Origin of the sequence: Acetivibrio saccincola, assembly GCF_002844395.1 — a bacterium.
GTDB lineage: Bacteria > Bacillota > Clostridia > Acetivibrionales > Acetivibrionaceae > Herbivorax > Herbivorax saccincola.
The window spans coordinates 2,664,236-2,678,487 of the sequence record NZ_CP025197.1; the positions used below are offsets into that span (position 1 = coordinate 2,664,236).

The following is a 14,252-nucleotide window of genomic DNA, read 5'->3' on the forward strand; positions in this document are numbered from 1 at the left end:
AGTTTTTTTATTTTTTAAAATGTAACTATTCAAAGAATGTTGCACTAGTTTGTACTCATATCGGACTCACATAATAAATATTATAAGAACTGTTAAAATGATTAAAAAGTTTAATCACATATCCTCCTCACACTGGTAATCCATCATCAATTCCATTGTATTATTATATGAGCCTTCTGCTTTTTTTCTGTTATTGTCATTAATATACTCTTTTCCCATATTCTCTTTTAAAATAGGAAGAATCCTGTGAACCGGTCTTCCGTTTTCATAAAACATGTCCACCCATGTGGGAATGTGCTTAACACTTTTTAATATAGTTTTATCTTCCCCGTTTTCACTTTGTTTTTCCAAAGTAATGCGTACAATAACCCCGTCTTCCGTATACACCTTGTTTGGCCTTTGTGCCTGGTCTTCCCTGCGGAAATTGGAAATGAAATTCCCCATTGAATATATAATGTACTTAAGGCTACCTTCTACTTCCACTACTTCTGATTTTTGAACTACATGGGGGTGGGTTCCCAACACAATGTCCGCTCCCCAGTCAAATAACTTTTCCGCCAGCTGCTCCTGGTGGACACTTTGGGTCCTGTGATATTCATTCCCCCAGTGCATGTAGGCAATTATAATATCTGAATTAATTTCCTTTGCTTTTTCAATATCTTCCTTTATTTTTTGTTCATCTATTAAATTTAGCATATATTTTTGTTCTTCCTCAGTTAAAAAAGGTGAGTTTCCGTTACAACTGTATGAATAAGCAATGATGCTTATTTTAAAGCCTTTAACGTCAAGGGTTATAAACCTGTCATCCTCCGGCGTTGCCAAAGTACCCACATGCCGCATGCCTCTTTCATTTATTTTTTCTATGGTTGTTAAAATTCCTTTTTTCTTTCTGTCTAAGGCATGGTTATTTGCAGTAACAAGCACATGAAACCCTGTATATTTTAGTGCATCCAGTATGGAATCCGGAGTATTGAAATAAGGAAAGCTTGTGTACTTTTCCTCCTCACCTGCCGTAACGGTTTCAAGATTTGCAATGGCAAGATCTGCATCCTCTATGTACTCTCTGACATATTCAAAAACCCCGGTAAAGTCATATTCCCCCGTTTCAGGATTAAATGCACTTTGCAAATTTAAATTGTGACACATTATGTCCCCTACTGCAGCTATTGTAATGGTTTGTGGCTCTTTTTGACTTTCCTCGTCCGATACTTCTTCTAAAGGAGTTTCTTTAGGAGTAATTTCTTCTGCTTGTCCCTTCTCTTCCTTTTCACTGTCATTTTCTGCCCCTTCTGGTGTTTTACCTTCATTTTCTAAAAAAGTGCCGGTGCTTTCAGGCTCATTTACAGACCCGCAACCTAACAGTGTAATAACAAAAATAAAAGCTGCGATTATTGTCGCATATTTATAGTATTTTTTCATGTTCACACCTCACTTGTATAATTATAATTTTATTATAAAATTATTGTAACAAATTAATTTTTTTGGTCAACATAACAGTTCTAATTTTATATTGATTTTATTTTAAATACATCATAAAAGGCTTACTTATAAACTTTCAGAATAAGGAATTGCCAAAGACAGACAGCAATCATCACATAAAAATGAAAAAAGTTTTATTTTATAACCCCCTGCTTCCAACACATCATCTACAGTGTCCAGCTCTTTAAAATTCATTTTCATTCCAAGCCTTAAAAATTTAGATACCGCTTCTTTTCTGGTCCAATATTTTATAGCCTGTGCATTTCTTTCATTCAAGTCCGGTATTCTAAATAAAACATCCTTTTCCCTTTCTGAAAAAAAGAATTTAATCAAAGAATTTTCCACCTGAAAATTTTTTTCAACATCCACCCCTATTCTTTTTTCTGACACCACTCCTATGCAGTACGGAAAAGAGTGGGTGATGGACACAGTTATATCAGGGTATTGATGAATATAAGGGGCAGAATCTGCCCCTTTTAAAACATCCACACAGCTTAAATCCACTATGCACTTTCTTAAAGCTTTATATTCAAAAAGTGCTTTTTTTACCGCATACCTGCCGCAAAGCCACTGGAGTTTTTTTTTATAAACTTTAAAACTCTCTAAATACCCTGCCTCCTTCTCAGACAGCAGGGAAAAGCACCTGCTTTCCCCAAGCTGCAATCTTTCATGCATCTTACCCATATCCACCAATGCATAATTTAAGTCAATATGTTTTTTTATACTTCCCATATTAAGTTCAATTAAATGCTTTGTCCTTTGTGGTATCATAAGCTAATCCGCCTCTTTACAACATTTCTTACATAGTAACATAATTCATCGTACTCATTTAACATTATTACATCGTATGTTTTATATTCATCCCCATCCTCTTTTAGCCTTGCATAAACTTTATAGCTGCATACATCCCTTGGGACTTTAACAACCCCGATTTCATCCACCTTCCATGGCAGATACACTCTTTCATTGTTATAAGCAGTATGTATGCCGCACACCTGGAATATGGAATCCATAAAAGCAGGGTTAATTAACAGCTGGTCAAGTTTATACTCTTTATTGTTAATTTCCTCTGACGGAAGTGTCTTAATTGTAAGCACGGCACCCTTGCTGTTTCTCAAAAACCTGTTGTTTTCCGGATCTTCATCCATAAACAGAGTTCCTAATACTATGGCATTTTTGGTTATTCTAAGCTGGCTTTCAAGGGCAGCCCTTGTAGAACCCTCTTCCCCGGGGTGGTGTTCTATATCCCTTATATCTAATAAATCACTGTAATCTGTAAGTTTTGTACTTATCTCCATGCTGTTTAAATTAATAAGTTTTGAGATACCGTATTTAGAATCTAAATATGTATATACGTCTCCTTTAAAACTCTCTTCCCCTGTCTTTTTCACTTCCAATATAATTTCCTGGGGTCTTTCATAAAAGAGTTTACAAGGATTGTTAAGCATTAAGTTTTTAAAACAATACTGGTCTTTTCTTCCGTAAATCATGCTGTGGTACTGGGCAAACATTTCCATAAATGCAACTGCCGGCATCAGAGGTGTTTCCCCTAACCTGTGATGGTTTATAATAGGGTCTCTTTTAACTGAAAATACTTTAAAAGCCTTTTCAATAAAATCGTTTCTTTTGCTCACCCACTCAATAAAAGGAGTAGGGCTGTGCTTTTTATAAGCCATGTCTTCCGGCATTATAAACCCAAGACCTTTGCTTACAATAATCTCACTTGCATTTGTTTTTCCCTCTAAGAGGTTTATAAACTCATCAGCTCCTCTTTCCGGCTCAATAAGGTTTAGCCCTATTTCTTCAAAATTCTCTTTTAAGTATTCATTTCTCCAGGCTATACCCACATCCTTCCAGCCAGACCAAGCTATGCTCAGTCCATGGATGTTTTTATGCTTTGAGTTTAATGAAGAAATAAAGCTTCCTATAAAACCATTTGCTGCACAGTAGTCCAGCTGCGCCTCATTTCCAAACCTTCCTGAGATGGAGGAAAACCCAATTACGCTTTTTAGCTCCTTTTTGTCCAAAAGCCTGTAAAGGTTTAGAAGTCCCCTTACCTTTACTGAAAATATTTCATTAAATTCCTCCACACTCTTATCTTTTAACAGCCTGCTCTTTTCAATTCCTGCCCCGTGAATCAGTACATGGACAGGACCGTTATTTTTAACTGATTCTTTTATAACTTCTTTAAGCTCCTCATAGTTCCTGACATCACAGGACAAGTACAAAGCTTCATTTCCGTCATCCTTTATTTGATTCATCAGTTTGTAAACGGATACAGCTTTTTTTACCTTTTCCAGCTCCTTGCTTATCATTACAGGAGTAACTTTTTCATGTTCTTTTTTAAGCCTTTCCATTATTTCTGTTCTTTTGTTTTCTATTTGCTCCTCATCCAGCTGTGAAAGCTCATCCACATTGCTGTACAACTTAGTACGCCCTATAATGGTAAATTTAGCTCTGTATTTTTTTGACAGCTTCTTTGTTATTTCAGAAGTTATACCGTTTCCACCACCTGTAATCAAAAAGTGAATATTTTCAGGGTACTCTGCCTTCTCCAGCTTTCCCCTATCTAAATAGTCGATTTTCAGCACCATGCGCTTACCCTTTTCATAGCCAATTTCAAAATCAGTAGAGGAACACTCCGTCTCTGCCTTAAGTATAGATGCAATTTCCATAAGGTCGCCTTCAAAAGCTCCCACATCCACCACTTTTACTATTGAATCCGGCCATTCCTTTCTAAGTCCTTTGTAAAAGCCGCTTAAAGCTCCAAAGAAAGGGTCAGGGATTTCCTTTGTATCTTTTGCATATCCATGGCAGCCGTCCATTGAAATTGCACATACAATCCTCAATTTTGGCTGTGGAATTTTTTCACTAAGTTTTTTATAAAATATGAATCTGGCTCCACCGTTTAAAAACTCCAAAGCCTCTTCTTCCTTTGATATGCTGTCAATATCAAATACCTTACCTATGTGAGTGCAGTCAATTATTATGTCTGCATTTTCATGTATGATTTCTAAACTGTTTTCAAAATCTTTAAAGTCTTCATTTTTATTAAATATAAATTCTTTTACAAATTTTGATTGTTCTTTAAAATAATCTGATATCTTACTTACCGTTTCCTCTTCATCACCTATAATCCATATATTTTTGTTATTTAAATCAAAATCCTTTTCACCTAAAGCTTCTTCTGCAAATACAGGTATCTGAAGGCTTAAATCTCTTTCAACTTTATGGTATTTTTCTTCCGGCTCTTTTATAGTTTCTGCTTTTATAGCTTCTGCATTTAAATCTTCTTTTTTTTCATTTTCTTCTCTTATATTGTTTTCTTCACCTGTATTGTTTTCTTCATTCTTTTTTGTGCTATTTTCTTCTTTTGACCCGGTTTTGTAAAATTTACTTTCTACAAAGTCAATTACATCCCCTATGGTTTTATAGGCGGATATATTTACTTCTGTCTCCTCCGGCATTCCATACTTTTCACCTATAAGGGAAAATATTGTTGCCTGCTTTACTGTATCTATCCCGAGGTCTGCTTCCATCTCCATATCCTTTTCAAGCATTTCTTCAGGATATTTTGTCACTTCTGATATAATTTTTATAACAGCTTCTTCTGCACTAATTTCCGGTTTTGCATCTCCTCCTACATCCTCTTTTTCCATCTGTTTTGTTTCAATCTTCCCGTCTAAATTTTCTTTCTTTTCTTCTTCATTTTTTTCTGCATTTTCATTTATAAGTCCCTTAAAATCCTTTTTTAATCCCTTTACAAAGTCAATTACATCCCCTATGGTTTTGTAGCTGGATATATTTACTTCTGTCTCCTCCTGCATTCCGTACTTTTCACCTATAAGGGAAAATATTGTTGCCTGCTTTACTGTATCTATTCCGAGGTCTGCCTCCATCTCCATATCCTTTTCAAGCATTTCCACCGGATATTTTGTCACTTCTGATATAATTCCAAGTACATCTGATTCATAATTGTGGTAAGATACAGATTTACCATCCATCTGTACATCCTCATATTGAACTTTTTCTGCACCTGTTTCACCACTTTGGTTTTCTAACAAGTTGCTTTTAAAATCCGGCTTACACCTTTGTACATCCGGAAGGCTTTCCCTTTGCTCCTCTTCTCTTCCTTCACCTTCAGCCACAAGGATTCTTCCCTGATTTTTTAACTGCACGTTTTCAAAGCCTGAAACTTCCTTCAGCCATTTATTATAAGTTTCACTGTCAAAAATCCTGTTGTCTTTGGAGGATATTCTTTCTAAAAGATGGTAGTTGCCCTGTCCTCCAAAGGCTATAACCATCCTTAGAGCATATCTGAAATTATGCTGTCCCCCCTTAGATATATTGAGACCTTCTAAGGAAGGATCCGGCTCTTTGAAATTTGGCACCGGTGGTATTTCCTGTCTTAATAGTGCTTTTGCCGCAACAGCCTCTTCTAAAGATGCGCCCATTGTATGCCCTGTCATTCCCTTTGTGTTTACAATTTTTATATCCCTGTATCTGTCCCCGAATACATTTTCAAGTGCCATTTTTTCAGTTTCAGCACAGCCACCTTTTTTAGGTGAAAATGTCTCATGGGAAAAATACACCGTTTCCTTTGCAATTTCGCTTCTGTTAATTCCATGTTCTTCTTCCATTTTTGAAATAAATCTCTCTAATTCATCACAAAACTTCCTGCCTTCTATTTTGGATTGGTGTCCTGCAGTATTGAAAAGATGGGTTCCTAAAATACGGCAAATTCCATTCATACCACGTTTCTTTACATCTTCTTCCTTTTCGATTACAAGACCTACAGCACCGGCACCTAGAACCATTCCACTTCTTCTGTTGTCAAAAGGCACAGCCGCTTCAAAAACATTACCATTGTCTGAAGCTGCTCCCATACTTAAGAAACTCGCTCCTACCCACGGAAGCATTTTCTTTGAAGTAGGGTTATCTGCACCTATAACAATCATCCTTCTGGCATGCCCGCCTCTTATCAGGTCTTCTGCAAGTGTTACGGCAGATGCTGTGGAAGAACATGCAGCACTTATGGTTAAATTAGGACCCATGGCACCTATAAACTGTGCCAGCTTGTTGTTTGCCAGGGAGGAAATCTGCAATAACAATTGGTGGTTGAATTCATATATATCCTCTTCACCAAAATTATTCATAAGTCTTGAATAGTGGAAATTAAACCAGTCGGTTAAAACTTTCCTTACCCCGTCATCTTTTACTTTAGAAATTACTTCCTCATAAAAATCTATTAAATCCCTTCTGGTTTTTCTTCCAAATTTACTTGCTATATACTTTGATACCTCGGATATAAAAGGTTCAAATCCCGGAAAACCACACGCATATATTATCCCTGTATCCTTTTGCATTTCTTCCGGTAGCACCAGCCTTCCTTCTAAATAAGCCCCTGAAGACGTAACAATCTTTTCCCTGACAAGAGGTATTTGGGCATCCTTCAATGCCTCATATCCTGCTGCTACCCCTGCGCACACATCTAAAGACATTTGATTTATTATCTTTTCATCTATTTTATAGTCATTTAACATGTCAATTTCACCAAGTTTTCCTGCTATTTGAATAACTTCATTAATTGCAGAAAGCTTTTTAAATGTAACTTGGTGCTCATTCTTTAAAAGCCTCGTTATGTTTAAATCCAACAAGCTTTCTAACTCGTCATCAGTAAGTTTTTCAATTAAGTTTTTCCCTTCAAATATGTAATCAAAATTGTCATCTGAAAACACTTTCTTAAAAGTACCGGGAAGTCCTATTGATACTCCGCTATATACAAGACTTTCTTTGGCTTTTACTAAACTAGCATTTGAAGTCTTTGAAGTTTCTGACCTAATGTCCTCATTTAAAAGGACATCCCCTTCTATATTGTTTTTTGTCACTTTTTTCAAAATTTCCTTTGACGGAACATGCCTTACATTAACGCCTAGGGTAAATAACTGAGCCATAATTGTTTTATAAGACTCAATATCACTTCTTCCCTTCCTATTGGAAGTTAAAACTGTAACCTCCTTGTCACTTAAAATACTTTTCACAAGGTTTGTAAGTACCGTTGAAGGACCTGATTCAATAAAGACCCTTACCCCTTTATGGTAAAGGGATAAAATTGCATCTTTAAAATTCACCTTTGAAACAATTTGCTCTTTTAAAATATCCGGAACATCCTTTAACCCTTCCTCTGTATCCGGGTAAAAGTCCCCTGTATGACACGCCACAACCTTCTCCTTTGGCGCTTGGAAATGATAATTTTTAATTTTGTCATAAAACCTCTCTGATGCATCATTCATCAATGGTGTATGAAAACCGTGGGAAACATTAAGCACCCTGGTGTGAATATTCATTTCCTTTAAATATTCCGACACTTTCTCTATTTCCTCAAATTTTCCTCCTATAACCGTCTGCTCCGGGGAATTTATATTGGATATACTCACATTAAAACCCTGTTCTTTTATAATTTCTTCAACCTTTTTGCTGTCTGCATTTACACTGAGCATAATACCCCTGTCTTGTTCCGGTATGCTGTCAAAGGATAAACCTCTTTCCCCAACAATATTTAAAGCAGTATTTAAATCCAGCATTCCACTTGCAAAAAGACATGCCATTTCACCTAAACTGTGTCCTATCATGTAATCTGCCTTTACCCCGGACTCAGTCAAAAGTTTATGCATTCCCACATTACTTAAAAACATTGCAGGATGAGTGTTTTTTGTATTCTTTAGCACTTCTTCTAATGAACCCTCATCTTCTCCGAATATAAGTGAAGTAATGCCATAACCATATTTTGCCTCCCAGAAAGCATCTGCCTGCATATACAATGACTCAACACAGGTGTATTTTTCATACAGCTCCCTTAACATATTAGGGTACTGGGAAGCCTGCCCCGGAAACATCCATGCCATTTCGTCTGATTTTATGGTTTTTCCTTCCCTGAAAAACACACCTTTTCTATTAAGGGATGTTAAGTCCTTCTTTTCAATACATTCATTAAAATATTCCCATTTATCCTTTAAATCATCTAAAGAACTGAATACTATAGCAAGCCTCAAATTATCTTTGGCATAATTTAAAGAATTGTTTATAAGTACTCCTTCTTCTACCGGCTTGTTTTCTTTTTCTATTAGGTGTAAAAACTTAAGGTATTTGCTCCTGATATCCTCAATTACAGCCCCTGAAAACATTAAGACTTCATATAATTTATAACTTTCCTGTGAAGCTGTATCTGCTGAATCAAATACACTTGCTGTATTTACAGTATTTACATGTTCATTATTTTTCATTGCAGCAGGATAAAATCTTTTTACAAATTCAGGTCTGAATTCCTCCATACAAAGATGAAAATCAGCACCTCCAAATCCATATGCACTGACATTTGCCCGTCTTGGGTGCCAGTTTGTTCCTTCCCATTTTTTCTTCTCAGTGACAATATAAAATGGTGAGTCTTCTATTTTAAGCTTAGGATTTACCTCTTTAACACCTGCAGTTGGAGGGAGGATTTTATTGTAAAGGGCCAGACAGCTTTTTATCATACCAGGTGCCCCTGATGCATATCTTAAATGGCCTATATTTGATTTTACCGAACCTAAACCGCAGTAGTTTTTCCTCTTAGCACCTAAATTTAAAAATGCTTCTTTAAGTGCCTCTACTTCAACTTCGTCCCCTACAGATGTGCCGGTTCCATGAGCCTCCACATACTCAATGGTGTCCACAGGATATCCTGCCATTTTGCATGAACTCTCTATTACCCTTATCTGACCTTCTTTATTAGGAGCGGCAATGCCTTTACCCTTGCCGTCACTTCCCTGGCCAAAGCCAGATATTATGCCATAAATTTCATCCTTGTCCCTTAATGCATCTTCCAACCTTTTTAAAACCAGCACTCCCCCGCCCAGTCCGATTACAAAACCATTTGCCCTTTTGTCAAAGGGGAATGAACCATCGGGAGACAGTGCATTGATGCCGGAAAAGACCACCATAGGAATTTCACTCATTGTAACTTCCACACCGCCGACAAATACTACATCATAGTCTTTTCTCAAAAGTCCTATTACCCCGCAGATGGAAGCCGTCAGTGCAGATGCACATGCAGAATCAACTGTATAAGCCGGTCCTCTGAAGTCAAATACATTACATATTCTCCCTGCAGTTATACTCTGAAGCATACTAGGAGCGCTATCTTCTGTTATTGGAAATGTACCTTTTATGGATTTTTCCGTTATGTCACTGATTATCTCTTCCAGTTCTTCCGGAGTAAAGGCAGATTTTATTTTAGGGTTATTTTTTATATGTTCTCTCACTTTATAATAACTAAGTCTTCTTATAATGCTGTCATAATGTGTTCCAGGTGCTCCCGTGCCAAGAATTACCGCAGTCCGCTCTTTAGGGATAGGGGATTTAACTGATTGCAATGCCTGGTCCACACAGTATATTGCCGTGTGTTGATTTGGATCCATATATTCAGCTACAGTAGGAGGTATTCTGTACTTTCTGCTTAAAGCAGCAAAACTGTCCTTATCAACTAAAGCTCCCACTTTTGTATATGACTTGTCCTGTTTGTTAATCTGCCCGTACATTTCTGGTCTGTAAAACACTTTTTTGTCAAAAATGTGTTCCGGTAAATCTTTAACAGATACTTTTTTATTTAAAATGTTTTCCCAAAAAGTACTTATATCCGGCGCATCAGGAAACAACCCACCCATACCAACAATTGCAATTCTCTCGTCAGAATAATAGTATTTTTTCATTTTAACCCCTCCCCAAAATAATTTTTAAACTTATCTTTGATTAGCTTATCTTGGTAACTTTCATGAAAAAATTATAAATATCTTTTGATAGTTTAGGTACTCTTAAAATATTGAGATGACCTGCGTGATAAAGACTGACGTTTTTTACATTGGTTTTTTCTATAAAGCTTTTGTATTTTTCTTCTTCAATAAGCTGGTCATAAATTGAGTACAAAAGTGCAACAGATTCAAAATCCACATCTGTATATGTGCCGTTAAATATCTCCACTTCTTCAAATACAGCTTCTGTTGCCTTCTCATTCCATTTATGTTTTCTAAGATCGTTTCTAATGGATTCTAATATATCACTTTCCCATACAAGCCTTTGCAAGCTGCCTACCGGATTAATGAGAACAATGCCTTTAATTCTGTTTTCTATAGCATTTGTCCCATCCTTTATAACATAATACTTTAAAGTAACAAATCCACCCATACTGAATCCTACAAGCAACAAAGGCTTTTCATTGGCATGATTTATAAACTGAACACAAGCCTCAACATCATAAACAGATTGAATAAAGGCTTTTTTTGTCCTGTACACATCAGCACTTAAGAAATATTCCCCGCTAAAAAGACTGTTTTTAGGCTTTCTTTTATAATGATATGGCAGTATCATTATAAAAACATTGAATTTTAATTCATTTAGCATTCTGACTAAAAACGTATAATTCAGTAAATGTTCATCGTATAGTCCATGGACAAACAATATATTTCCTATACTATCGTCACAGTAACTACTGTAAAGGTAAATGGTGTTGTTTTCTTTATAAGGTAAGGTAGTGTAAAAAGAAGGTATTTCAATAACGTCATAGCCGCCTGGAGCCTTCCCGTATTTCAGTGTGGAAATATCAATTTTTTTGCTGCTTATATTAGCCAGGGATAATTCATCATAGATAAAATATGAATTTACCGGCGAATGACTTACTTTAAAAAGCTTTTCACTTTTGATTTTTTCCATAGCTATGTTGTCAACAAACTTTGAACTTGCTTCGTTCATAAAAATCCCCCCTCCCTGCCTTTTAAATGAAACTTATTTTAGGCTTTCCCTGTTTTTCAGTGCTTTCTTGTCTATTTTTCCTACATTGTTTCTTGGTATCACATCAATAAATTCAATGGTTTTTGGAATTTTAAAATTTGCAATTTTTCCGGAAAGATACCGTATTAAATCCCTTTCTTTAACATCCGCACCATCTTCTATGACAACATATGCCTTTACAACCTCACCATAAAGCGGGTCGCTGATACCGATAGCTGCTGAATCAACAACATTTGGATGGGAATTTAATGCTGACTCAACTTCTATTGGGGAAATTTTTAAACCTGCAACATTTATAAACTCTGTTTTCCTGCCGCATACAACATAAGAGCCGTCTTCTTTTTTGTAACCTAAATCCCCTGTATATACACATCCATCCCTTAGCCTCTCAGCTGTCTCTTCCGGACGGTTGTAATATCCAAGCATCAAACCTCTTCCCCTGACCCTTAACTCTCCTATGGCTCCGTCTTCCACCACCTGCCCGTTTTCATCCACCACATCTACCTCCAGTATCCCTGTAGGTGGAAAGCCCACATTACCTGAAACATCCGGAAGCTTTGATATTCTTGTGGCTATTAAAGTACAAGTTTCCGACAGGCCATATCCCTCATCTAAATATATGCCCACCTTTTCCTTCCACTGTATGGCTGTCTCAGAACTTAACGGCGCAGCTGCACAAAATGCCGCCTTTAGCTTTTTAAGTTTTTCTATTCCCTGCTCATACCTTAAAAGCTGCATATAGTGTGTGGGAACACCGTAGATATGTGTTATATTTTCCTTTTCTATTGCCTCAACCACTTTTATAGGATGAAAAGATTTTAAAAACACAAGAGCCGCCTTATGTGCCAGGGAAGGAATAAGCAGTGATATTGAACCAAAGCCATGGGAAAAGGGTACAAAGCAAAGGAGCCTGTCCTCTTCTGTATATTGATACATTCTCATGTCGCTTTTTTCTAAGAATGTATAGTAACACCCTGTAGAAAGCATAACCGCCTTTGGGGCTGATGTTGACCCTGAAGTATAAAGAAGCATTGCAAGTTCGTCTTTGTCAAATTTATACATACCTGGTTCTTTGTCAATGCTTTGAGTGTTTTTATAAATCCGCCTTATATCTCCTTCCTCAAATATTTCAACTTCCCCCTGGTATACTTTTTTAACACTTTCCTTATCTAAATGTGTAAATATTAATGACGCTCCGGAGTCCTTTATATAATAAGGAAGCTCATCTGCTTTGTATAAAGGGTCAATAAGGCATATAACACATCCTATGTACTGAATTGCCAATAAAGCAATGGCAGCTTCAGCACCGTTATTTAGATGTGTTGCTATAACCATTCCCGGCTTATATCCTTTTGATACTAGAAAATCCGCTACCTTTATGACCGCATCTTTAAGCTCCCCGAATGTAAGTCTTTCATCTTTTTCTAAATCAACAATTGCTTCGTTATCAATATATTTATCAATACTATCATATAAGAAATCACAGTAATTCACATAAATCCCCCCAAAATATAGTATTTTTAAAACCTGAAAAGCAATCCCCCACTGCTTGCTCCTGCACCATGAGCCAGCATCATTACTAGATCCCCTCTTTTTATTTTGTTTGTCATAATTAATTCATTTAGTATTAAGGGGCTCATGGCTGCCACAGTGTTTCCATACCTTTCAAATAAACTTAAACTCTTTTCAAAGGGAATTCCTAAAGCTTTTACTTGTGCTTCCCATATCCTGGTTGACTGGTCAGAAGTTATAAAATAATCCACATCATCTAAAGTCATACCGGCCATTGACAGGAGTTTTTCTGCTATCATTTTGGTATACTCCACAGCCGAATCTAAAATTACTTTGCCGTCCACTATTTTCATGGTTAAAATATCGTCTTCAGTATCACAGAACCCTTTTGCTACCATAGTGGTTCCGCAGGGAATAAAAGCGTTGTCATATAATTTATGATTGGTAAAAATATAAGATGAGAGGAAATGCTTAGTATCAGAAGGTCCCAAAAGCATTGCAACAATGCCGTCCCCAAATAAAAACACCGTTTTGGTACTTGGATTTTTGCACTGCTGCGTTCTAGTGGAAGATACTCCTCCTCCCAATATAAGAACATAATCATCCCCTGTAGCAATGTATTTTAATGCCATATCCATTACGTGTACAAAACCGCTGCATGCACAAGTGACATCAAAGCCGGGTATTCCTTTTTTGGCTCCAAGCTTTTTTAGTACCGTTACAGCTGAGGCAGGAACATTTTGGGCACTAATTAATTTTGTGTATATAATCCTGTCCACCTCTTCAATACTTACATTTGCCCTCTCTAAACACTGGGTAATTGCCTCAGCCATTAAGTCTTCAAAGGTTTCATCTTCACTAACCCATCTTCTTTCTTTTATCCCAATGGAAAATTGAACAGCCCTGTCTGTAGCTACATAGTTGTATTTATCAATGATATCCTGATTGGTCATAACCTTTTTAGGAACGCCAACACCAGTAGACATAATTCTGGCATATTTATTGATACGTAAAGGTTTTATATCTGGAAATGAAATATCTGAAGAATATGTATTTCTTATCATTTTGCCCCCCTAATATTACATAATGTTATTTTTACTTGAAAATACCTATTAGTATTGCTTTGAATAGTCCTGCATTTCAAACTTCTGTTTTAGGGCTTAATATGATTTGTTAACTTTTTACATTGTTTTTGACATTTATATTTTCTTTAACAAAATCCACAATGTTTTTTAGTACAAATGATTCTGGTCGCGCGTCCATCATAGGAACTAAAAAAACTTCTGAAAACTTAAAACCTAATTCCACCAATGCTATTGAATCAGCACAAAGATCTTCTACCAAATCTGTTTCTAAATGCACTTCATCCTCTTCAACACGCAAATAATCAGCTATTATTTCCCTTGCTTTTTGATAAATCTCATCATAAGTCATATTAC

Annotated in this window: 7 protein-coding genes; all 7 read right to left on the reverse strand. The window is 36.4% G+C overall.

Translation table 11 applies throughout. From position 1 onward, the window contains the following. Positions 1–114 precede the first annotated feature (114 nt). Positions 115–1,419, reverse strand: coding sequence for a CapA family protein (locus HVS_RS12000; RefSeq protein WP_101302687.1), 1,305 nt, complete (start codon positions 1,417–1,419; stop codon positions 115–117). A gap of 126 nt (positions 1,420–1,545) precedes the next feature. Beyond that, a complete protein-coding gene (locus HVS_RS12005; protein WP_101302689.1) occupies positions 1,546–2,250 on the reverse strand; it encodes a 4'-phosphopantetheinyl transferase family protein in 705 nt (234 codons plus the stop codon). Continuing rightward, the gene (locus tag HVS_RS12010) at positions 2,247–10,226 is read right to left on the reverse strand and encodes a type I polyketide synthase (protein ID WP_101302691.1); all 7,980 of its coding nucleotides are present in this window, start codon (positions 10,224–10,226) and stop codon (positions 2,247–2,249) included. Before HVS_RS12010 ends, HVS_RS12005 begins: the two co-directional genes overlap by 4 nt. A 40-nt stretch (positions 10,227–10,266) precedes the next feature. Further along, positions 10,267–11,262: an alpha/beta hydrolase gene (locus HVS_RS12015; protein WP_101302694.1), complete on the reverse strand. Its 996-nt coding sequence runs from the start codon at positions 11,260–11,262 to the stop codon at positions 10,267–10,269. Positions 11,263–11,295: 33 nt separating this feature from the next. Further along, a complete protein-coding gene (locus HVS_RS12020) occupies positions 11,296–12,795 on the reverse strand; it encodes a class I adenylate-forming enzyme family protein (RefSeq protein ID WP_101302696.1) in 1,500 nt (499 codons plus the stop codon). Positions 12,796–12,821: 26 nt separating this feature from the next. Then, on the reverse strand, positions 12,822–13,877 hold the full coding sequence (locus tag HVS_RS12025; RefSeq protein WP_101302698.1) for a ketoacyl-ACP synthase III: 1,056 nt from the start codon (positions 13,875–13,877) through the stop codon (positions 12,822–12,824). Positions 13,878–13,986: 109 nt separating this feature from the next. Further along, positions 13,987–14,247, reverse strand: coding sequence for a phosphopantetheine-binding protein (locus HVS_RS12030; protein ID WP_101302700.1), 261 nt, complete (start codon positions 14,245–14,247; stop codon positions 13,987–13,989). Positions 14,248–14,252: the final 5 nt, after the last annotated feature.